We start from the raw sequence: 20,471 nt of genomic DNA, 5'->3' as shown, positions 1-20,471 counted from the left end.
TCGATCTAGGAGCCTTTGACGAGGCCATAGAGAACGATCGTCGCATAAAGGGTGAATGCGACAACGGCGACCGTGCCGACCAGGATCAGGGCTATTCTGCCGGCATTGAGCCTGGCGCGCCTGCCGACGGAAGAGGACGACGGCCGCTGAACCGGATCTTTATCCCCCTCGCTCATCGTGTCTGCTCCGTCGTGGCCGCAGGTGATGTCTCGCCGGGTTTGCCGGGATGCCTCATCCATGTGAATGCGAGTGCGACAAGGCAGGCGATCATAAAAATGGTGACCACGCATATCAGCATGCGCCGTGGCGGTTGGGAGTTATCGTGGCTCATTCCTGAAGGAAAAGAGCCGCCTTTCCTCACCTCGCTCATGGCGCGCCCCGTTGCGGAAGCTCCGTCTCCTCATCGAGCTTCTCCTTGAGTTCGTCGAGCCGATCGCGCAGCAGCGACGCTTTCATGCGCCTCGCTTCCGCATCCGGCACCTCAACCATCCGGCCGCTGTCATCGGGAATGCCGGGGCCGCTTTCAGCAATAGTCTCGTTTCTGGGCCTGTCATTGGTGCCGGTGGATATTTTCGCTCGCTTGTCCATGACATCCTCCGTTCAGATCTCGGGAACGTTTCTGCGATGCTTGTCATGGTCCAAACGACGCGCCGGTAGGAAGTTCCGGATAATTCGGCAGCTTTTGTCGCCCCCCTGCGATTATCGCGTGTACATCGCCCCGACGGGCTCGGCGGAACATAGAAGCCATCCAGGTGTTGCTTTGCGTATCAATTGCTGGGATCGACGATGACCGCTCGAAGTGCCGAAAGAGACAAAAACGACAATTCGCTCATGAAAGTGAAGGCGGTTCCGGAACTCATCGATCCCGACGCCGAGCCGTTCGTGACCCAGGCCGTCCGAGAACTCGTCGGATCGCAGATCCCGTTTCTGGTCGCCGGCACCTATGCTGTCTGCGCCTATACGGGCATTTCGCGCCAGACGAAGGACTTCGACATTTTTTGCAAAGCGGGCGACTACGCGCGCATCCTCGGCCACTTCAAGGCAAAGGGTTACACGGTCGAAGTCGAGGACGAGCGCTGGCTCGGAAAGGTCTTCAAGGGCAACCATTTCTTCGACGTCATCTTTGCCTCCTCCAACGGAACGATGCCGGTCGGCGACGACTGGTTCGAGGATGCGCGCAGGGTCAAGATGTGCGGCCACACGGTCAGGATCGTCAGCCCGACCGAACTCGTCTGGTCGAAGTGCTTTGTCCAACTGCGCCACCGCTATGATGGCGCCGATATCGCGCACGTCCTCTTGAAGGCACATGATTCCATCGATTGGCGCAAGCTGCTGGCTTATCTGGAAGTTCACTGGGAAGTCCTCCTCATCCATCTCCTCAATTTCCGGTGGATCTACCCGACCGAGCGAGACAAGATTCCGCAATGGCTGCTGGAAGAACTGCTGGACCGGCTCAAGGCGCAGCAGGAGCTGCCGTTGCCGCAAATGAAAATATGCCGTGGCCGGATGTATTCCCGCGTGGATTTCGAAATCGACGTGAAGGAATGGGGTTTTGCCGATGTCGGCGGCGAAGGCGAATTGCGAGGAGATTAGGAGAACCATAATGGATGAACAGCGAAGGAGCGTGAGAATTGCGGCGGTGGCCGATCTTCATGTGACCGAAGACGGCGCCAAGTCCTACAAGGATCTGTTTGCGGAGATTTCCTCCGTGGCCGACGTTCTCGTCATCGCCGGCGACCTCACCGATCTCGGCAAGCCCAAGGAGGCCGAACTGCTTGCGAGCGATCTGCGCCATTGCACGGTGCCGACAGTCGCCGTCCTCGGCAACCATGATCACGAGAGCGGCCAGGTCGATGACGTCTGCCGGGTCCTGACCGACGCCGGCGTGAAACTGCTCAACGGTCAGGCGGCCGAAGTCGCCGGCGTCGGCTTCGTTGGCGTCAAGGGCTTTGCGGGCGGCTTCGGGCGACACATGCTCGGCTCGTTCGGCGAGGCGGCGATCAAGGCGATGGTGGCCGAAAGCGTCGAGGAGTCGATGCGCCTCGAAAACGCGATGCGCCAGGTCCGCTCCGATCGCTCCCTCGTCGTGCTGCACTACGCGCCCATTGCCGAAACGGTGGCCGGTGAGCCCCTGGAAATCTATCCGTTTCTCGGCTCTTCACGGTTGGCGGAAACAATCGACCGATTCCGCGTCAGTGCGGTCGTGCATGGCCACGCCCACCGGGGGTCCTATGAGGGCCGGACGCCGGGCGGCGCCCCCGTCTACAATGTCGCGGCCCATATCGAGAAGCCTACGGGAAAGCCCTACGCGTTGCTTGAGCTCTGACTGAGCCGAGCGTCACGGCTACTTGTTGGTGCGTCCACGCTGGCGCGGATCCACACCGCCCTGGGGCGTCGTATCGTTGGCTGTGTCGCCTTCGACGGTGTTTTCGGCCTGCATTGCTTCGTCGTCCGGCGGCGAGACGATGCCACGCGAGCGGCTAATGCCCGGATCGTCGGTAAGGTCAATATCGCTTGGCTTCATGGTCTTGGCATGTTTGGGGGAGGTCATCATCTTCTCCTTGCAACGTTGCGACCCTTTTGAGTGAACTCACGGCATAGTCCGGGGTTCCCCTGAATCAGCCTATGAACCCGTGACCATGAAAAGTCCTGCATTGCCGGGAACATTTTTCCGAAGCTGATGTTGAAGCGCCATGAGAGCGTTGCGCGTCCTTTCGGACGCTCAAAGGCGCTCTAACACCTTGAATCCGCGCATCGGGCTTTTCCGAAATCGATTCCGATTTTCGGGCCGATGCGCCGGCGACCGGCGAGGAGAACCACCGTGAGAGCTCTGACGTGGCACGGCAAGCACGACATCCGCTGTGACAGCGTCCCCGATCCTCAGATCCAGGACGGGCGCGATGCCATCATCAAGGTCACGGCCTGCGCGATCTGCGGATCGGATCTGCATCTCTACGACGGCGTCATGCCGGAGATGCACAGCGGCGACGTCATGGGTCATGAGACGATGGGCGAAGTGGTGGAAGTCGGCAAGGACAATACCAAACTCAAGGTCGGCGACCGCGTCGTCGTGCCCTTTACCATTTCCTGCGGCGAATGTTTCTTCTGCAAGCGCGGCTTCTATTCCGGCTGCGAGCGCTCAAATCCCGATCGAGCCAAGGTCGCGAAACTCTGGGGCAATTCGCCGGCGGGCCTGTTCGGCTACTCGCATCTGCTCGGCGGCTATGCCGGCGGACAGGCGGAATATCTGCGCGTGCCCTATGCCGATGTCGGGCCGATCAAGGTGCCGGCGGGGCTTTCCGACGAGCAGGTGCTCTTCCTGTCCGATATTTTCCCGACCGGTTATATGGCGGCCGATTTCTGCAACATCCAGCCTGGCGACACGATCGCGATCTGGGGCTGCGGCCCGGTCGGCCAGATGGCAATACGCTCTTCCTTCCTGCTCGGCGCCGAACGGGTGATCGCCATCGATGCAGTGCCCGAACGGATGGCGCTTGCGCAAGCGGCCGGCGCCATTACCCTCGATTTTATGGACAAGGACGTCTACGACCAGATCATGGAACTGACCGATGGCCGCGGTGCGGATGCCTGCATCGACGCGGTGGGAACCGAAGCCGAGGCGGCCGCCAGCTGGGATTCGCGCCTCGACCGCATCAAGGTCGCCATGTTCATGGGAACGGACAGGCCGCATGTGCTGCGTCAGGCCATCCACTGCTGCCGCAACTTCGGAACGGTCTCGATCGTCGGCGTCTATGGCGGTTTTCTCGACAAGATCCCGATGGGTTCGGCAATCAACCGCGGCCTGACGTTCAAGATGGCCCAGACGCCTGTCCAGCATTATCTGCCCATCCTGATGGAGCGTATTGAAAAGGGCGACATCGACCCGTCCTTCGTCATCACCCATCGCGGCACGCTGGAAGACGGTCCGGCCCTCTACAAGACGTTCCGCGACAAACAGGACGGATGCATCAAGGTCGTCCTGAAACCCTAAACTTCCTGCGCTTCCTTCGAACGGAAGGCTCTAAAGGAGAAGGATCATGGCTGATAAGGAAGCAGGCAAGGGCCTCGCCGTCGTCACCGGCGCCTCCACGGGCATCGGCTACGAACTGGCGAAATGCGCAGCCCGCGATGGATATGATCTCATCATTGCCGCCGATGAGAACCGCATCAACCAGGCGGCGGCCCGGCTGAAGGAATTCGGCACGGCAGTGGATGCCGTGGAAGCCGACCTTTCAACGCCCGAGGGCGTGGACCGGCTTGTGGAACGGATCACGGCCAGCGGCCGGTCGGTGGACCTGCTGATGGCCAACGCGGGATGCGGCCTCGGCAAGGCCTTTCTCGACCAGAACTTCACCGCGGCGCGCAGGGTCGTAGATACCAATGTCACCGGAACGATCCACCTCATTCATGCGATCGGCAATCAGATGCGCAGCCGCGGCGAAGGGCGCATCCTGCTGACGGGCTCGATCGCAGGCTTCATGCCGGGGTCCTACCAGGCCGTCTATAACGCCACCAAAGCCTTCATCAACAGCTTCTCCTTTGCACTGCGTGAGGAACTGAAGGATTCCGGCGTCACTGTCAGTTGTCTTATGCCCGGCGCGACGGAAACTGAATTCTTCAAGCGAGCCGGACTTACGGATACGGCGATCGGTCAGGCGAAGAAGGACGATGCCGGCGAAGTCGCGCGCATCGGCTATGACGCAATGATGGATGGCGAAGGTGATGTCGTCAGCGGCTGGAAGAACAAGCTTCAGGCGGCCGTCGCCAACGTCACGCCGGCAAGCGTGCTCGCCGACCAGCATTCGAAGATGGCAAAGCCCGGTTCGGGCATAAAATAGATGGCAGTTTCCCTAAACGACCGGTCGCCGCCGTCATCACGGCAGCGACCAGAAGGCAAGAAGGTTGAGCGCTCAGTCGCGCTCGACAAACTTGTTAAAGCGGCTCGTCTTTCCGTCCTTGGTCTTGTCCTGGTAGAGGAAGGCGAGCTTGTTTTCGTCGAAGATCTTGAAGAATTCGTCCCAGTCGATCTCGTCGAATTCCTCTTCCTTTTCTCCAAAATCGATCCGGAGAACGCCGCCTTTGCCGCGGGTCCGGATAGCTGCCGGCCTGCCGTCTCTTTCCTCCGCCCATTTACGGATTTTCTTGTGATCCGTCGTCGTCTCAGAACTGCTCATTGAAGCCTCCATTCCTCTTGGTTTTGAGCGATGGTGCTGCCATGGCTCACGCGGTTACAGCAGCGGCTGCCTTTGCTTCCAGTCGCGATACGGCGCGAGCACCTGGCCAGGATAACGCCGCTCGATCTCGTCCTCGGTCAAAGCGATCCGGGAGAGAACCTCCGCCGCCGCGTCGTTCTCGGCAGCGTTGCTCGCTGTTTCCAGTTCACTCATGGTCAGAAACAACTCGTCGTCGGTCATCGCCTCGAGGCGTCTGGCAAGCTCTTCGACCGGTTCAGATATAAGTGGATTCGGGGACATTGGCGCCTCTTTGCTGGTGCCTGTCCAACTTCGCTCCGGACACTAAGTTCCGCCGCTGCACGGTGAGAAAACGCTCATGTCGCCGCCTGCTCCTCCCGATATAGTCGCCAGGGAACCGTCGCCACCGTCAGGCGGGGACCTCCAAGCTTGACCAGTTTTGCCCTTAGCCGCCCTGCCCTGTTCATGTGCAGCAGCTTCTGCCACCATTTGTCTTTCACCGTTTCAGGGATCAGAACCGCGACCCGCCTCTCCGGACTATCGGCATCAAGCCTTTCGATCAGCCGCAGAAGCGGCTCATGCAGTTGCCGATAAGGCGCTGGGATGAGCATGAGCCGCGGCGGCTTCAGCCCGTGGGCGGCGATCGGCTCTTCCACCTCGACGCGCCATTCCTCGCGAAGCGCTTTTTCACCTTCCTCCAGATCAGGCCCACCGAGACGGATGAAATGGACGGCGACAACGTCGGGCGAGATCGTCAGTGCGAACTTGATGGCGCGTTCGCTCAACCTGTTCCATGTTTCGGTTACGACGAGAACGGTCGGCGGCTCAATATCTTCGACGGTGATAGGACCAGGCGTCCTGAGTTCGCGTTGAAGCGCGCGGTAGTAGCTCTTGATCGATTTCAGAATGGCAATGGTCACCGGGACCGTGATGAGGGTGATCCACGCGCCCTCCGCAAACTTGGCGATCAGGATGATGATGAGCGCCGCACCTGTCGAAACCGCGCCGACCGCGTTCATCGCCAGCTTTGCGGTGTACCTCTTGGGCTGACGGCGCCAATGCATCGTCATGCCCGCCTGAGAGATCGTGAATGTCAAGAAGGCGCCGATCGCAAAGAGCGGTATGAGATGGTCGGTTATTCCTCCGAAGACGATCAAAAGCAGTGCGGCGAAGCCGGAAAGAAACACGATGCCGACGGTGAACACCAGGCGGCGGCCCGGCTGGGCGAAAGCCCTCGGCAGATAGCCGTCGGCGGCAACCATCTGGCAAAGACGCGGAAAGCCGACGAAGCTGGTATTGGCCGACAGGCAAAGAACGCTGAGAAGGCTGGCCATTGCGATATAATAGAAGGCGCCGTGGCCGGCGACGGCGGCAAGCAATTGCGACAGCACACTCTGATAACCTTCCTTCGTCTGATCCATTGCGCCGATCTCGAAGACGGTTGCGATGGTAGCGACACCACCAAGAAGCAGGCCGAGAATGACGACAATGATCGTCAGCGTGAAATAAGCGTTGCGCATGACAGGCTCTCTGAAAGACCCCATCCCGTTGGAAACGGCTTCCACTCCCGTCATGGCCGTGCAGCCGCTGGCAAAGGCGTGCATGAGGAGCCAGACGGTCGCACCCTGTGTGACTGGGCCCAGGGCAGGCGGCGGTATGAGGGTGGTGGGCTTCTCCGCCAAAGCGATGCCCACCAACCCATAGCCGATGGCGCCAAGGAAACAGAGGATGAAGAGGTAGGTCGGCAATGCGAATAGCCAGCCGGCCTCTCCCGTTCCTCGCAAATTGGCCAGCATGACGAGGAGGACGATGCCAAGGCAGAGGGGCAGAATGTAGGGGTGAAGGCTCGGCACCGCCGAGACGAGTGCCCCAACCCCTGCCGAAACGCCAACAGCGACATTCAGGACGTAATCGATCATCAACGCTGCGGCGGCAAGCAGGCTCGGATATTCTCCGAGGTTCTCCTTCGCCACCACATAGGCGCCGCCATTCGTCGGGTAAGCGGCGAGCGTCTGCCGGTAGGAGAAATAGAGAACCCCCAGCAGAGCAACGATGCAGAAGATCACCGGGCCGATATGGGCCAGGCCGAGCGCGCCGAGTGGAATGAGGACGGTGAGCGCTGCCTCCGGCCCATAGGATGATGAGCCGAGGCCATCCAGCCCCATGGCGGGCACGGCTTCTATCCAACCGATCTTCTTGTCTTCGTGCTCGCGATTGGCGAGACGCCGACCCAACAGGAGGGTACTGAGGTTCAATCTCTATTCCTTATCCGGGGGCTGGGGCGATAACCAACAACCAGCGGCCGCTCGGGTTCCCGGAGCCAAGGGCATAGAAGGACCCAGGCATCTGGCCGTCCCTCTGCCGCCGATCCCATCCGCTCATATTGCAAAACTCGCGAACTGTGCGGAACAATTGGCCATCTGCGACGCGCGCCTGATATCGATGCCGTGCTGACGGGCGCTGCGATCCGGTTGAACCCGCAAGCCATGGCCGCAAACGAGTGTAAGCCCTAGCAAGGCCATGGCCGCACTGCCGGGGAACAACCACCTGCTTTCAGCTGTTCTCCCCGAGACTGGAGGTGACCCATGGATATGACCCGCATCCGAGACCACATGGTGGAACATCATGTCATGCGGCGCGGCATTCGCGATCGAGGCGTTACCAGGGCGATGCGGATGGTGCCGCGCGAAAAATTCGTCGATCCTGGTTTCGAGGAATTCGCCTATGAGGATGCGCCGTTATCGATCGGCGAGGGCCAGACAATTTCGCAGCCCTACATTGTCGCACTGATGATCGAAAAAGCCGATCTGGACGCCGGCGACAAGGTTCTGGAGGTCGGAACCGGTTCGGGCTACGCCTCGGCCCTCATCAGCCGGATCGCAAGGCACGTCTATTCCATCGAACGGCATGAAAGGCTGGCGGTTCAGGCTCGGGAGCGATTCGAGAAGCTTGGATACCGCAACATAGACGTCCGAGTCGGCGACGGCAGCAAGGGCTGGGCCAAAGCCGCTCCCTTCGATGCCATTATCGTTTCCGCGGGCGCACCCGAGGTGCCGGCCGCCTTGAAGGAGCAGCTGGATCTCGGAGGGCGGCTCGTCATCCCGGTCGGCCGAGGTGAAGAGCAGCGCCTGAAACGCATCACGCGCACCGGTGCAACCACCTTCGAGGAGGAGGATCTCGGCGGCGTCTTCTTCGTTCCCCTCATCGGCGAGGATGCCTGGACTGCCGCACATCCGATGTACACGGCGGCAGCCCCGTCATCGCGCATGGAGGAAACGCCTTACAAACTCATCGCGACCATGGCGGAAGAATTTCCCTCGGTCGACGACCGGAGCTTTGCCGCCCTTTTCGATCGATTTGGCGAAAGCCGCATCGTTCTGCTGGGTGAATCCACCCATGGCACGGCCGAATTCTACGAGGCACGCGCGGCCATCAGCCGTCACCTGATCGAACATCACGGGTTTAAAATGGTGGCGGTCGAAGCGGATTGGCCGGACGCCGCGGCGGTCGACCGCTGGATAAACGGCCAGCCGTCGAAAGGCGATCGACCGTTCAGCCGTTTTCCCAGGTGGATGTGGCGGAACCTGGAATTTTCGCGATTCCTCGGCTGGCTGAAGGGGCATAATGAGCGTCGCAAGGCTTTACACGCCGATCCGATCCGGTTCTACGGCCTGGATCTCTACAACATGTCGGGATCGATCCGCTCGGTCCTCGACTATCTCGAAGATGTCAGCCCGGAGACCGCCGAGATTGCCAGGGAACGCTATGGCTGCCTCAGCCCCTGGCAGAGCGATCCGGCGACTTATGGCCGGGCCGTGCTCACCGATGCCTATAGGTCATGCGAGGAGGCGGTGCTCAAGCAATGCACGGAGCTCCTGGCGCGATCCCTGGACGACGCTGCCTCAGACGGTCATGACTTTCTGAACGCCGCCCAGTCGGCGCGGTTGCTTGCCGCAGCCGAGCGGTATTACCGGATCATGTATTACGGCGGTTCTCAGGCCTGGAATCTCCGCGACACCTACATGGCCGATACCGTCGAGCACCTCCTCGACTTCCACGGTCCGACGGCAAAGATCATCATATGGGCGCACAACTCGCATATCGGCGATGCCCGCTATACCGATATGGCAGCCGCCCGCGACGAACTGAATCTTGGCCAGCTGTGTCGGCAGCGTTTCGATGGAATGACAAGCCTCATAGGACTGGGTACGCATTCCGGCGAGGTGATTGCGGCAAGCGACTGGGATGGACAGGCCGAGAAGAAGCAAGTCAATCCGTCCCTGCCGCAAAGCTGCGAGCGTCTCTGTCACGATTCCGGAAAGCCGCGATTTCTCCTCGACCTCGCGGCCGATGAAGAATTGCATGCAAGCCTCGTCGACCAGCGGCTTCAGCGCTTCATCGGCGTCATCTACCGGCCGGAAACGGAACGGCTGAGCCATTACATGTCGGCATCACTGTCGCGGCAATATGATGCATATCTTTGGTTCGATGAAACCCGGGCGCTTTCGCCGCTCATGGCACCGGAGTCCGGTACATCGGATCCGGAAACTTTTCCCTTTGGGCTCTAAGCCCCGGCTGTGTCGAACGAAGAGCGATCATCAACAACGCGATAAGGCGGGAACTCTGCGCCTGTGCGCAAGTTTGGCGATCACCAACCCAGGAGATCCTTATGAAACGCTGTGTTATCGCCTCGCTCGCCCTCTCGCTTGCTGTCCCGGCCTTCGCCCAATCGGCTGCCGAAAAGAGCGGGGTCAATTCCCTGATCGGTGTGCCGCCGAAAACCGAAGATTTCGTCAAGGAAGCAGCCGTGAGCGACATGTTCGAAATCGCCTCCAGCAAGCTTGCGACCGAGCGTGGCGACGATGCGACGAAGGCCTTCGCGCAGCAGATGCTCACCGACCACCAGAAGACCAGCGAGGAACTCAAGGCACTGGTTTCCAGCGGCAAGGTCAAGGCGGCGCTTCCGAGCACCATGACGTCGGATCAGCAAAGCATGCTCGACAAGCTGAACGGCCTGCAAGGAGCCGATTTCAACAAGCAGTATCACTCCGACCAGGAATCTGCCCATGAGGACGCGGTCGATCTCTTCAAGCGCTATGGCGACGAAGGGGACAATCCCGAACTGAAGGCATGGGCTGCAAGTACGCGCCCCGCTCTGGAACATCATCTGCAGATGGCCAAAGAGCTCAACAAGTAAGCGGCAGGACCGCATGGTCAAGGTGATCATGAGGCCCGACGGGAGGCAAGAATGATCGATGAGGAGACACGAAGGATCCGTGCCTACCGGATTTGGGAAAGCGAGGGGCGCCCGGAAGGTCAGGACCTCGCACATTGGTATCGAGCGGGTGACCCGGCGCAAGATGGTCGGGAATACATCCGATATTCCCATGGCTCGGCGCCGGCAGGGTCGCTGATCATCAAACTCTATCGATCGGGCAACCAGATCCGGGGATATGTTCGCAAGGTCGCGGAAAGCGACCTGGACGACACGGTCTATCCCGGCGAGGAAATGGAGCCTGAGGCGGCATTCCAACTGGCAGAGTCCCATAGAGGCAACAGCAACAGCCCCGTCTTCGTCGAACTTGTCGAGGACGTCGAATGGGATCCCTCCTGGGGCCGGCTCAGCTATTAACCCACGGAAGCAGACCGGGTCGCATCGATTAGCCCGGCACTGAAACTGCGGCTTGATCCGGAGTAGATCCGCTTCCAGCGCATCTCACACGATCTCGGGAGAACAGCATCCATGGCGAAAACAGTCGGCGATTTCCTTGTGGCACGGCTTCGCGAATGGGGCGTGCGACGTATGTTCGGCTATCCCGGCGACGGCATCAACGGCGTCTTCGGGGCGCTCCATCGCGCATCCGACAAGATGGAGTTCATCCAGGCACGACACGAGGAAATGGCGGCTTTCATGGCCAGCGCCTATGCGAAGTTCTCAGGCGAACTTGGCGTCTGCATCGCAACCTCGGGACCTGGCGCCACCCATCTGATCACCGGTCTTTACGACGCTCGCATGGACCATCAGCCAGTTCTCGCCATTGTCGGCCAACAGGCGCGTCGCGCGCTCGGCGGACGTTACCAGCAGGAACTCGACCTAGCCGCCCTCCTAAAGGACGTCGCGAGCGATTTCGTGCAACAGGCTTCCGCTCCGGCGCAAGTGCGCCATCTGATCGACCGCGCGGTTCGCATCGCGCTCGCAAACCGAACGGTGACAGCGATCATTTTGCCGAACGATCTGCAGGAAATGCCCTATGAGGAGCCAGCGCGAAAGCATGGAACCGTGCATTCGGGTCCGGGTTACCACCCGCCGCGGGTCTTTCCGCATGGAGACGATCTTCAGGCTGCGGCCGATATTCTGAACGCTGGGAAGAAAGTGGCGATCCTCGTCGGCGCCGGCGCGCTCAACGCCACGGACGAAGTCATTGCCGTTGCGGACCGCCTCCAGGCGGGCGCTGCCAAAGCCCTGCTCGGCAAGGCCGCGCTGCCGGATGACCTGCCATGGGTGACGGGTTCGATCGGCCTTCTCGGAACAGAACCCTCATGGAACCTGATGCGTGACTGCGACACGCTGCTGATGATCGGTTCCGGTTTTCCCTATTCCGAATTCCTGCCGGAGGAAGGCCGGGCGCGCGGCGTGCAGATCGACATCAATCCCGACATGCTGTCGCTGCGCTATCCGATGGAGCTCAACCTGACCGGTGATGCGGCCGAAACGCTCAGGGCGCTGTTGCCTCTCTTGCGGGAAAATCCGGATCGCAGCTGGCGGCAAACGATCGAGAAAGACGTCGCCTTCTGGTGGAAGACCCTGGACGAGCGCGCCCACGTCGACGCCGATCCGGTCAATCCGCAGCGCGTGGTCAGCGAGCTGTCGCCGCGGCTGCCGGCAAACGCCGTCGTCACCAGCGATTCCGGCTCCTGCGCAAACTGGTATGCCCGGGACCTGAAGATGCGCCGCGGCATGAAGGGATCGCTTTCCGGCGGACTGGCTTCGATGGGAGCTGCCGTGCCCTATGCGATCGCCGCCAAATTCGCTCACTCCGATCGCCCCGTCATCGGCCTGGTCGGCGACGGCGCCATGCAGATGAACAATCTCGCCGAGATGATCACCGTTGCCAAATACTGGAAGGACTGGGCCGATCCGACTTTCGTCATCTGCGTCTTCAATAACCAGGATCTGAACCAGGTGACGTGGGAGCAGCGGGTGATGGAGGGCGATCCGAAATTCGACGCGTCGCAGTCCATTCCTGACATAGCCTATCACAAGTTCGCCGACCTCATCGGATTGCGCGGCATTTTCGTCGATCGGCCGGCTCAGCTCAGCGCCGCATGGGAAGCAGCCCTGACCTCCGATTGCCCCGTCATCCTCGAGGTGAAGACCGACCCGGAAGTGCCGCCGCTGCCGCCGCACATCACCTTCGAGCAGATGCGGAATCTCACCTCGGCGTTGATGACGGGGGATCCGCATGAGACGGGCGTCATTGCCGGTACCTTCCGCCAGCTCTTTGCCGGCATCCTGTCGCGACGGTAGCTGACGACATTGTCTCTCACCGTTACGAATTGTCTGATCCAATCCCGAAGGCGTCTCAGAAGGAAAGATCCAGCACCCTGCCCTCGAACAGACGGTCCCGGGAGCCTTCGAGATGTGCCTTCATCAGCCGTTGTGCATCATCAGCCCGGCCATCAGCGATCGCCTTGTAGATGGCGTTATGCTCTTCATAGACCTGTTCCAGCCCCTGGCGGGGGCCGAGCAGGGAAAGACCATGAAGGTGCATGCCGACGGCGATATGGGCTTTCAGCGCATCGATCGAGGCGGTGTAGTAATGGTTGTTGGCAGCCTCCGTCACCGCGCGATGGAAGATGAAATCGGCGTCGGTGCGGTGAAGCTGATGGCTGGTCGCTTCGCGCAGATCCGCAAGGGCGCTGGCGATCTTCTGGATCGCCTGCTCATTGCGGCGTTTGGCGGCGAAATAGGCCGCGGCCGGTTCGATGGTCAGCCGGAATTCGTAGCAGCGCTGAATATCGGCGATCGTCTTGACCGGCGAATAGGCAAGCTGAGTCGTCGGCGATCCATGCGCGCTGACGAAGGTCCCAGCTCCCTGTCGGGCATAGACCATGCCCTGATCACGCAACCGCGCCAGCGCATCGCGGACGATCGGCCGGGAAACCCCCAGCATCGCAGCAAGTTCATGTTCGCCGGGAAGGCGTGAATCCGGTGGGTAGTTTCCGCCACGAATCCGCTCGAGCAGCTGGTCGAAGACACGATCGACCAGCTTGACGGCCTTGCCGCGTTCGGGCTTGCCCGGCGGGCCGGCTTCCGCGTTCAAAGATTCGCTATTCGCTTCAACCACGTCATTCTCCCCGACGGTATCTTACTAGAGCATGACGCCGAAAAGTGTGAGCGGTTTTCGGATGACATCATGCTCTCACTACAGAATTTAGAACAGGATGATTTAGGCTGGTTGGCCTAAATCATCCTGTTCTATGCCGCCTGATTCCGAAGAACCAGTTTTAGCAGACTATCAGGCTTGCCGAAGCCCCCCGACTTGACGGCGCACCGAAATAGCCGGCCATCGGCGGCCGTCACATCGAACCAGGGAATGCCCGCCTCGATCTCGCCCTTGGGCGTCAATACCCTCACACCCAGTATACGGAAAACGGCAAGAGCCGTATCGCCACCGCCGACCATCAGCATATCCGGCCTCGTGTCGTCGATGACAGCCTTGACGCCTGCCGCAAAGCTGCGGGCGACGAGCCGCGCATCGGCCGCCATATCGCCTGTGCAACGCAACAGCACCGGCAGCGCCAGACCCTCTCCACATTCGATCTCGCCCATCGGCGCGTCCACTACCATGCGCAAGGCGCCTGCACTTTCAAGCCGGTTCATCTGAGCGGCAGTGATCGGATCGCGCGATCCGAAGGCAAACAGGGTCCGCGGGCTTGCTGCAAATTCCCTCTTGGTCGATGGACCTCTCTCGCCGAGGTGGCGCGCAAGTGCGGCGCCAAGACCCCGTGCGCCGACCGCAAGGGTCGTCTGCCAGTCATGACCCTCGGCGATCCGGTCAAGATCGACATCGTCCTCGGCATCTGCAACGACAATGCGGTCCGCGCCAGTTTTGAACAGCTCAGCGATCGGCAGCGGCCGGTTGATGCCGCGGCCGACGACACAGCCCCGGTAGGTCAAACGCTCCTGATCGGGAATGGCGGGCGCGACGAGGACGGTCTTAAGGCCGAATGCCTTCGCCAGCGCCATGCTTTCCACCGCGACATTGCCCTTCAGCCGGGAATCGATCTTCTTCATGACGACCGCCGGCTTCTCGCCACGAAAGACCTCCGCCGCCGAGTGTACTCTTTCGGCGGCTTCGCGCTCATCCAGCGCGCGGGAGGCGGTATTGACGACGACGACATCGCAACCGATGGCGACCGCCTCCCGGGCCGCCTCCATATCAATCGCGACGACGACCGAAAGGCCGGCTTCGACGAAGGGCGTGCCGGTATCGAGCGCGCCGGTCAAATCGTCGGCAATGATCGCAGCCTTCAGCGTCATGCGATTTGCTCCGTGTTGACGGCGTGGCACGCAACGAGATGGCCGGGCCTGGCTTCCTTCCAGGCCGGGATGACCTTGCTGCAGACATCCATTGCGATCGGGCAGCGCGTGTGGAAACGGCAGCCGGACGGCGGGTTCAGCGGGCTCGGCACGTCGCCCTGCAGGATCTGGCGCTGGCGGGTGCGCTCCAGTTCCGGATCGGTCTCCGGAACGGCCGACAGCAGCGCCTTGGTATAGGGATGCAGCGGATTGTCGAAGAGCTCCTCACGGGTGGCGAGTTCGGCCAGCCGCCCGAGATACATGACGCCGACGCGGGTGCTGATGTGGCGCACGACAGCGAGATCATGGGCGATGAAGAGGTATGTCAGCCCGTATTTCTCCTGCAGATCGAGCAGAAGGTTGATGATCTGCGCCTGGATCGACACGTCGAGTGCTGAGATCGCCTCGTCGCAGACGATGAATTTCGGCTGGCAGGCGAGCGCGCGGGCGATGACCACGCGCTGACGCTGGCCGCCGGAAAGCTCGTGCGGATAGCGCTGGGCAAAGCGTGTGGGCAAGCCGACATCGGTGAGCAGCGTCGCCACCCTCTCCTTCAGCTCGGCCTTGGCGCAGAGCTTATGGAAGAGGATCGGCTCCCCGATCGCTTCGCCCACGGTCATGCGCGGATTGAGCGTCGAATACGGGTCCTGGAAGACGATCTGCAGGTCGCGGCGGAAAGGCCGCATCTGCTTCTCGTCGAGGGTGGCCAGGTCCTGGCCTTTGTAGACGACCTTGCCGCTGGTCGCCTTATAGAGATTGAGGATGGTGAAACCGGTCGTCGATTTGCCGCAGCCGGATTCGCCGACAAGGCTCAGCGTCTCGCCTTCCATGATGTCGAGATCGACATTGTCGAGCGCATAGACCGTCGCCGACCGCTCACCGAAAGCACCGAGCTTGACATGGAAATGCTTGACCAGATTTTCGATCTTGAGCAGCGGTTGAGCAGCCATCACGCGGCCTCCTGCATTCTCTGGACGACGAAACAGGCGGCGCGATGATTGCTGCTGCCGCTCAGCGGTTCGAGCCGTGGCACCTTCTCGTGACAGACCGCCTCTACAAGCGGACAGCGCGGCGCAAAGGGGCAACCTTTCGGCCGGCGGCCGGGCTCCGGTGGGGTGCCGCCGATCGAGCGCAGCCGGCTTGCCGGCGGATCCGACAGTTTCGGGATCGAGGACAGCAGACCGCGCGTATAGGGATGGCTCGGACGAGCATAGAGCTCGTCCACCGGCGCATCTTCCACGACGGTGCCAGCGTAGAGCACGGCGACGCGATCGACGAGACCGGCAATCAAAGCGAGGTCGTGGGTGATCCAGACGACGGACATGCCGAGCTTGGCGCGCAGATCCTTCACCAGACCGACGATCTGGGCCTGGATGGTGACGTCGAGTGCCGTCGTCGGCTCATCGGCGATCAGGAGCTTGGGATTGCAGGCAAGGCCGATGGCGATCATCACGCGCTGGCGCATGCCGCCTGATAGTTCGTGCGGAAAGGCCTGCAGGCGCTCTTCCGGACCGGGAATGCCGACCAGGCGCAGAAGCTCGACGGCGCGGGCGCGGGCCTGCGCCTTTTTCATCTTGCGGTGATAGATCAGCGGCTCGCAGATCTGGTCGCCGACGCGCATGACGGGATTGAGCGAGGTCATCGGGTCCTGGAAGACGAAGCCGATATCGCCGCCGCGCACCTTGCGCAGCTCGCCGTTCGACATCGTCTGCAGGTCGCGGCCGTCGAAGGTCGCCGATCCCCTGGCGACCTTGATCTTGTTCGGCAGGAGCCGCATCAGGCTCAGCATGGTAAGGCTCTTGCCGCAGCCGGATTCGCCGACGACGCCGAGGGTCTCGCCCTTGTCAACGTGGAGATCGATGCCGTCGACGACGACGGCCGGGCCGTTGCGGCCATCGATCTCGACGGTAAGACCCCTGACATCGAGCAGGCGTTCTGTGCTTTTCGTATCCATCATTTGCCGCCCCGCGGGTTGAGCGCGTCGTTGAGGCCGTCGCCGAGGAAGCTGAAGGCAACCGAGGCGAGGCCGAGCACGGCCGCCGGAGCGGCGAGAAGATGCGGATAATGCTGCCAGACGCGCAGGCCGTCCGAGATCATGTTGCCCCAGCTCGGCGTCGGCGGATTGACGCCGACACCCAAGAAGCTGAAGGCGCTTTCCAGCACCATCGCTGTGCCGAGACCGGCGCTGACCGAGACGATCAGCGGGCCAAGCGCATTCGGCACGACATAACGTTTGATGATGATCCAGTTCGACAGGCCGAGCGCCTGGGCCGCGGTGATGTAGGGCCGACTGCGGATCGACAGCACCTGGGCGCGCACCAGACGGGCATAAGGCGGCCAGGAGATCAGCGCCATCGACCCGAAGACGAGGATGAAGTCCACCCATATGGTCTGGCGGTAGAAGGGGTTGAGGGTCTCGAGGTAGCGCGCCTCCATCCACCGGGTGATCGGCGATTTCAGCGACGCGTTGATGACGACGACGAGCAGCAGGTTGGGAACCGACATCGTCACGTCAGTCAGCCACATGATGGCGCGATCGAAAGGATTGCCGAAGAAACCGGCCACCGCGCCGAGCGTCAAGCCGATCAGCACCGCGAAGAAGGTGACGATGACGGCGACGAGGAACGCGGTCCGCGTGCCGAAGACAACGCGGCTGAAAACGTCGCGACCGAGGTCGTCGGTTCCGAAGAGATGGCTCATCGACGGCAGCGCGTTGCGGGCACTGAGGTCCTGGCTGAGATAATCATAGGGCGTGAGATAAGGCCCGAGGATCGCCGTGAAGGCGAGGATCAGGACGATGACGAGGCCGAAGACGGCGAGCTTGTTGCGCCGCAGCCGATGCCAGGCATCGCGCCACAGGCTGACCGGCGGCTCGTCGACGGTTTCGGCGGTGGAAAGAGGGATGGCGGACATGGTCAGCGGCTCCTTCTTGCATCGTTGGCGCGTGGGTCGAGCAGCGGATAGAGCACGTCCACCAGCAGGTTCGACACCATCACCAGGAACGATCCGATCAGCGTGATCGCCAGGATGACGGGATAATCGGAATTGATCAGCGCCTGTACCGTCAGCCGGCCGAGACCCGGCAGGCCGAAGACGAGTTCGACGAAGATCGCGCCGTTGACGATCGTAATCATGATCAGGCCGAGCTGCGTGACGACGGGCGTCAGCACCGGCCGCAGAATATGACGCAGCGCGACGATGATTTCGGGCACGCCCTTGGCCCGGGCGGTCCTGACGAAATCCTCCGACAGCACCTCGATGACGGCGGCACGGGTCTGGCGCACGATGAGCGCGATCGGCTGGAAGGAGAGGACGATCAGCGGCAGCAGGATTCTGATATCGAGGATGCCGCCCCAGCCATAGGGCACTTTCACGCCCGGCAGCAGCACGATGAGGCCGACCATCAGCAGTGGTCCGGCGACATAGGCTGGGATCGCCCAAAGGAAAAGCGCGGAGCCCAGAATGGCGTAGTCGAGGCGCGAATTCTGGTTCAGCGCGGCGATCATGCCGAGCGGGATCGCGACGACGGCGGTCAGAATGATGGAACAGAGGGCAAGCTGAAAGGAGACAGGCGCAGCGGCCGAGACCATCGCCCAGACGGCGCGGCCCGATGTCAGCGAGTTGCCGAACTGGCCGTGCAGCAGGTTCCAGATGTAAAGGCCGAACTGCTCGATGAAGGGCCTGTTGAGACCCGCGCTTTCGCGAATGGCTTCGATGCGCTGCGGATTGTAGGCGACATCGCCCGGCGCGCGCAGGAAGATCAGCTTGATCGGGTCGCCGGCGCCGTAAAAAGCCAGCGCATAGACAGCCAGCATGACCACGAGAACGGACGGAATCCAGATGGCAAACCGGGTTAGCACGTAGCGCAGCAAGGCCACCTCCCACCTGTTATACGATGCGTTTCCCTCATCAGCCTGACGGATCGCATCTCTTCTTGAAACTTGCGCGAAGGCCGCAAGGCCCTCGCGCGCTCATTGTCAATTCCAACAGGGCTTTCCGAGATCAACCGATGGAGATGTTCCAGGGTTCGACAACCTGCCAGTCGAGGTTCTTATCGAGGCCTTTGACCTCCTTGGTGGCCCAGCGCGACATCGCCTGAGAATACCACGGAATGAAGGCCCAATCGTCGCGGAAGGCCTTCTGCGCCTGCTGGGCGAGAGCGATGCGCTGCGGATCTTCCGCAGCCTTGGTCGCCGCTTCGGCAAGGGCGCTGTCGACCTTGTCGTTCTTGTATCCGCCGAGCTTGTTCTGCGCATTCGACGAGGTCGAGGCGATGCAGCCCGTGAGATAGGAAACGGCATCGGGAACGCGGGTGCCGACGTCGTCGCGGAAGATCTGGACCGAGTTCTGGTCCGGGCCGGCGTAGGCGTCCTGCTGCGGCTTCATGTCAACCGCTGTAATGCCGAGGTTCTGGCGCCACTGCTCGGCGATGAACTGGGCCGCCGCCTCAATCGCCGGCGCCGAAATGCCGACGAACATGATCTTCGGCAGCCGCTCCGGACCGCCGTAGCTCGATTCGGCGAGCAGCTTCTTGGCGCCTTCCGGGTCGTAGGGAAAAGGTTCAAAGCCGGAATTCTCCGCGCCTGGAACCGAGTTGAGGATCTGGTCGGCCTTCTTGTGCGGCCCATCGGGATAAGAAGCCTTGAACAGGCCATCACGGTCGACCGCCATGATCAGCGCCTGGCGGACCTTCGGATCGTCCATCGGCGCGCGGGAGATATTGAACCAGAAATGCTGGCTGGTCGGGATCAGCGGGCCGGCCGAGAATTCCGGGCCAAGGTCCTGAATAATGGTCGAGGTGACGAGCTCTGTATGGGCGTTGAACTCGCCCGAGTTGATCAGCGAGGTCGCGGTGACATTGTCCTCGATCGAGGTGATCTCGATGCGCGCAAGCTTCGGCTTCGGCCCGAAGAAATGTTCATTCGGCTCGAAAGTAAGCTTGCCGGCGTCGATATCGAGGCTCGTCAGCTTGAAAGGCCCGGAGAAGACCGGTTTGCTGTCGGGCTTGTACCAATCGATGACCTCCTCGCCGTCGCTACCGCGTGACTGCGACGCCTTGGTGATCGGCGCGATGTGGTTTGCCAGGCGCATGAAGAAGATCGGATCGGCGCCGGCGAGCGTCACGACGACCGTTCCTTCGTCGGGAGTCGCGACACCGGTCAGCTCTTTGCCGGAGCCGGCGGCGATCTCGGCATAACCCTTGACCTTGCTCAGCACCTGGTCGGCGCGCTGGCTCTTGGTGTTCGGCATCGAGGCGACTTCCCACGACCCCTTGACGTCGGCCGAGGTAATCTTGCTGCCGTCGGAGAAGACGGCCTTGGGATCGATCTTGAAGGTCCAGACGATGTTGTCGGCCGATTCCCAGCTGGTGAAGACATAGGGCTTGAGATTGCCCTGGCTGTCGAAATACATCGGCGAAGCCCACCAGATCGCGTTCCAGCGGAAGGTCCTGCCGCCACCACGCAGCGGCGACCAGTCCTGGTCGAAAGCCGGATGCGCGACTTTCAGGACCTGGCCTTCGTCCGCCAGCACGATGCGGGCATTCATCCCGAAGACGGTAAGGCCGACGCCGGCGGCGAGGCCGAGTTTCAACGCATTGCGACGTGATAGATTGGTTTTGTCAGATTGATCAAAAGACATGCATTCCTCCCACAATTAATCGGCAGCACTCTCCCTGCACCCTCCAGGCGCAGCAT

General features: G+C 61.4%; 21 protein-coding genes and 1 pseudogene. 9 read left to right on the top strand and 13 right to left on the bottom strand.

From position 1 onward, the window contains the following. Positions 1–5: 5 nt before the first annotated feature. Both HJC04_RS27450 and HJC04_RS27445 read right to left on the bottom strand, forming a co-directional pair. A complete protein-coding gene (locus HJC04_RS27450) occupies positions 6–176 on the bottom strand; it encodes a hypothetical protein (RefSeq protein WP_210633745.1) in 171 nt (56 codons plus the stop codon). A 190-nt stretch (positions 177–366) separates the two neighbouring features. After that, a complete protein-coding gene (locus tag HJC04_RS27445) occupies positions 367–588 on the bottom strand; it encodes a hypothetical protein (protein WP_210633744.1) in 222 nt (73 codons plus the stop codon). A 198-nt stretch (positions 589–786) separates the two neighbouring features. On the opposite strand from HJC04_RS27445, the gene HJC04_RS27440 reads away from it, so the two are divergent. Then, the gene (locus HJC04_RS27440; protein ID WP_221147559.1) at positions 787–1,593 is read left to right on the top strand and encodes a nucleotidyltransferase family protein; all 807 of its coding nucleotides are present in this window, start codon (positions 787–789) and stop codon (positions 1,591–1,593) included. 10 nt (positions 1,594–1,603) lie between these two features. Next, a complete protein-coding gene (locus HJC04_RS27435; RefSeq protein WP_210633740.1) occupies positions 1,604–2,326 on the top strand; it encodes a metallophosphoesterase in 723 nt (240 codons plus the stop codon). 18 nt (positions 2,327–2,344) lie between these two features. On the opposite strand, the gene HJC04_RS27430 is transcribed toward HJC04_RS27435, so the two are convergent. Next, entirely contained in the window at positions 2,345–2,551 is a 207-nt protein-coding gene (locus tag HJC04_RS27430; protein ID WP_210633738.1) for a hypothetical protein, read from the bottom strand. 270 nt (positions 2,552–2,821) lie between these two features. Here HJC04_RS27430 and HJC04_RS27425 point away from each other — a divergent pair, with 270 nt between their 5' ends. Both HJC04_RS27425 and HJC04_RS27420 read left to right on the top strand, forming a co-directional pair. Continuing rightward, positions 2,822–3,991, top strand: coding sequence for a zinc-dependent alcohol dehydrogenase (locus HJC04_RS27425; RefSeq protein ID WP_210633736.1), 1,170 nt, complete (start codon positions 2,822–2,824; stop codon positions 3,989–3,991). A gap of 46 nt (positions 3,992–4,037) precedes the next feature. Beyond that, positions 4,038–4,838, top strand: a complete 801-nt coding sequence (locus tag HJC04_RS27420; RefSeq protein ID WP_210633734.1) for an SDR family oxidoreductase — start codon at positions 4,038–4,040, stop codon at positions 4,836–4,838. A 72-nt stretch (positions 4,839–4,910) separates the two neighbouring features. Here the strand turns inward: HJC04_RS27420 and HJC04_RS27415 are convergent, their stop codons facing one another. From HJC04_RS27415 to HJC04_RS27405, 3 genes are all read right to left on the bottom strand, one after another. Next, entirely contained in the window at positions 4,911–5,174 is a 264-nt protein-coding gene (locus HJC04_RS27415) for a hypothetical protein (protein WP_064712032.1), read from the bottom strand. A 54-nt stretch (positions 5,175–5,228) separates the two neighbouring features. After that, a complete protein-coding gene (locus HJC04_RS27410; protein WP_221147558.1) occupies positions 5,229–5,474 on the bottom strand; it encodes a hypothetical protein in 246 nt (81 codons plus the stop codon). Positions 5,475–5,548: 74 nt separating this feature from the next. Next, on the bottom strand, positions 5,549–7,447 hold the full coding sequence (locus HJC04_RS27405; RefSeq protein ID WP_221147557.1) for an APC family permease: 1,899 nt from the start codon (positions 7,445–7,447) through the stop codon (positions 5,549–5,551). 330 nt (positions 7,448–7,777) lie between these two features. On the opposite strand from HJC04_RS27405, the gene HJC04_RS27400 reads away from it, so the two are divergent. The 5 genes and pseudogenes from HJC04_RS27400 (at position 7,778) to HJC04_RS27385 (ending at position 12,720) form a co-directional block, all read left to right on the top strand. Next, positions 7,778–9,760, top strand: coding sequence for a protein-L-isoaspartate(D-aspartate) O-methyltransferase (locus HJC04_RS27400; protein WP_221147556.1), 1,983 nt, complete (start codon positions 7,778–7,780; stop codon positions 9,758–9,760). Positions 9,761–9,861: 101 nt separating this feature from the next. Next, the gene (locus HJC04_RS27395; RefSeq protein WP_221147555.1) at positions 9,862–10,389 is read left to right on the top strand and encodes a DUF4142 domain-containing protein; all 528 of its coding nucleotides are present in this window, start codon (positions 9,862–9,864) and stop codon (positions 10,387–10,389) included. 51 nt (positions 10,390–10,440) lie between these two features. After that, positions 10,441–10,527 (top strand): annotated as a pseudogene (locus tag HJC04_RS32285) (DUF2934 domain-containing protein); the annotation flags it as partial. Between the two features lie 39 nt (positions 10,528–10,566). After that, positions 10,567–10,824 carry a hypothetical protein gene (locus HJC04_RS31990; protein WP_247241827.1) on the top strand — a complete coding sequence of 86 codons (258 nt, stop codon included), beginning with the start codon at positions 10,567–10,569 and terminating at the stop codon, positions 10,822–10,824. Positions 10,825–10,935: 111 nt separating this feature from the next. After that, a complete protein-coding gene (locus tag HJC04_RS27385; RefSeq protein WP_221147553.1) occupies positions 10,936–12,720 on the top strand; it encodes a thiamine pyrophosphate-requiring protein in 1,785 nt (594 codons plus the stop codon). 55 nt (positions 12,721–12,775) lie between these two features. Here the strand turns inward: HJC04_RS27385 and HJC04_RS27380 are convergent, their stop codons facing one another. The 7 genes from HJC04_RS27380 to HJC04_RS27350 all read right to left on the bottom strand — a co-directional run bounded on the left by HJC04_RS27380 (position 12,776) and on the right by HJC04_RS27350 (position 20,415). Then, positions 12,776–13,540, bottom strand: a complete 765-nt coding sequence (locus HJC04_RS27380) for a FadR/GntR family transcriptional regulator (protein WP_210633722.1) — start codon at positions 13,538–13,540, stop codon at positions 12,776–12,778. A gap of 131 nt (positions 13,541–13,671) precedes the next feature. Then, a complete protein-coding gene (locus HJC04_RS27375; RefSeq protein WP_221147552.1) occupies positions 13,672–14,736 on the bottom strand; it encodes a four-carbon acid sugar kinase family protein in 1,065 nt (354 codons plus the stop codon). Beyond that, a complete protein-coding gene (locus tag HJC04_RS27370) occupies positions 14,733–15,725 on the bottom strand; it encodes an ABC transporter ATP-binding protein (protein ID WP_210633719.1) in 993 nt (330 codons plus the stop codon). Before HJC04_RS27370 ends, HJC04_RS27375 begins: the two co-directional genes overlap by 4 nt. Next, positions 15,725–16,732, bottom strand: coding sequence for an ABC transporter ATP-binding protein (locus HJC04_RS27365; RefSeq protein ID WP_210633718.1), 1,008 nt, complete (start codon positions 16,730–16,732; stop codon positions 15,725–15,727). The genes HJC04_RS27370 and HJC04_RS27365 overlap by 1 nt, the downstream gene beginning before the upstream one ends. Further along, a complete protein-coding gene (locus tag HJC04_RS27360; RefSeq protein ID WP_210633716.1) occupies positions 16,729–17,688 on the bottom strand; it encodes an ABC transporter permease in 960 nt (319 codons plus the stop codon). The genes HJC04_RS27365 and HJC04_RS27360 overlap by 4 nt, the downstream gene beginning before the upstream one ends. 2 nt (positions 17,689–17,690) lie before the next feature. Beyond that, the gene (locus HJC04_RS27355; protein ID WP_221147551.1) at positions 17,691–18,647 is read right to left on the bottom strand and encodes an ABC transporter permease; all 957 of its coding nucleotides are present in this window, start codon (positions 18,645–18,647) and stop codon (positions 17,691–17,693) included. 130 nt (positions 18,648–18,777) lie between these two features. Next, complete coding sequence (locus HJC04_RS27350; RefSeq protein WP_221147550.1) at positions 18,778–20,415, bottom strand: ABC transporter substrate-binding protein; 1,638 nt, start codon at positions 20,413–20,415, stop codon at positions 18,778–18,780. Between the last annotated feature and the right edge of the window lie 56 nt (positions 20,416–20,471).

Origin of the sequence: Rhizobium sp. NLR8a (assembly GCF_019685235.1) — a bacterium.
In the GTDB taxonomy this organism is placed as follows: Bacteria; Pseudomonadota; Alphaproteobacteria; order Rhizobiales; family Rhizobiaceae; genus Rhizobium.
This window is presented reverse-complemented; position numbering and strand designations above follow the sequence as displayed.

Bases quoted from the DNA above. Each gene is read 5' to 3' on its own strand.
- HJC04_RS27450 (WP_210633745.1), bottom strand. From the start codon at position 176: ATGAGCGAGGGGGATAAAGATCCGGTTCAGCGGCCGTCGTCCTCTTCC.
- HJC04_RS27445 (WP_210633744.1), bottom strand. From the start codon at position 588: ATGGACAAGCGAGCGAAAATATCCACCGGCACCAATGACAGGCCCAGA.
- HJC04_RS27440 (WP_221147559.1), top strand. From the start codon at position 787: ATGACCGCTCGAAGTGCCGAAAGAGACAAAAACGACAATTCGCTCATG.
- HJC04_RS27435 (WP_210633740.1), top strand. From the start codon at position 1,604: ATGGATGAACAGCGAAGGAGCGTGAGAATTGCGGCGGTGGCCGATCTT.
- HJC04_RS27430 (WP_210633738.1), bottom strand. From the start codon at position 2,551: ATGACCTCCCCCAAACATGCCAAGACCATGAAGCCAAGCGATATTGAC.
- HJC04_RS27420 (WP_210633734.1), top strand. From the start codon at position 4,038: ATGGCTGATAAGGAAGCAGGCAAGGGCCTCGCCGTCGTCACCGGCGCC.
- HJC04_RS27415 (WP_064712032.1), bottom strand. From the start codon at position 5,174: ATGAGCAGTTCTGAGACGACGACGGATCACAAGAAAATCCGTAAATGG.
- HJC04_RS27410 (WP_221147558.1), bottom strand. From the start codon at position 5,474: ATGTCCCCGAATCCACTTATATCTGAACCGGTCGAAGAGCTTGCCAGA.
- HJC04_RS27400 (WP_221147556.1), top strand. From the start codon at position 7,778: ATGGATATGACCCGCATCCGAGACCACATGGTGGAACATCATGTCATG.
- HJC04_RS27395 (WP_221147555.1), top strand. From the start codon at position 9,862: ATGAAACGCTGTGTTATCGCCTCGCTCGCCCTCTCGCTTGCTGTCCCG.
- HJC04_RS27385 (WP_221147553.1), top strand. From the start codon at position 10,936: ATGGCGAAAACAGTCGGCGATTTCCTTGTGGCACGGCTTCGCGAATGG.
- HJC04_RS27375 (WP_221147552.1), bottom strand. From the start codon at position 14,736: ATGACGCTGAAGGCTGCGATCATTGCCGACGATTTGACCGGCGCGCTC.
- HJC04_RS27370 (WP_210633719.1), bottom strand. From the start codon at position 15,725: ATGGCTGCTCAACCGCTGCTCAAGATCGAAAATCTGGTCAAGCATTTC.
- HJC04_RS27365 (WP_210633718.1), bottom strand. From the start codon at position 16,732: ATGATGGATACGAAAAGCACAGAACGCCTGCTCGATGTCAGGGGTCTT.
- HJC04_RS27360 (WP_210633716.1), bottom strand. From the start codon at position 17,688: ATGTCCGCCATCCCTCTTTCCACCGCCGAAACCGTCGACGAGCCGCCG.
- HJC04_RS27350 (WP_221147550.1), bottom strand. From the start codon at position 20,415: ATGTCTTTTGATCAATCTGACAAAACCAATCTATCACGTCGCAATGCG.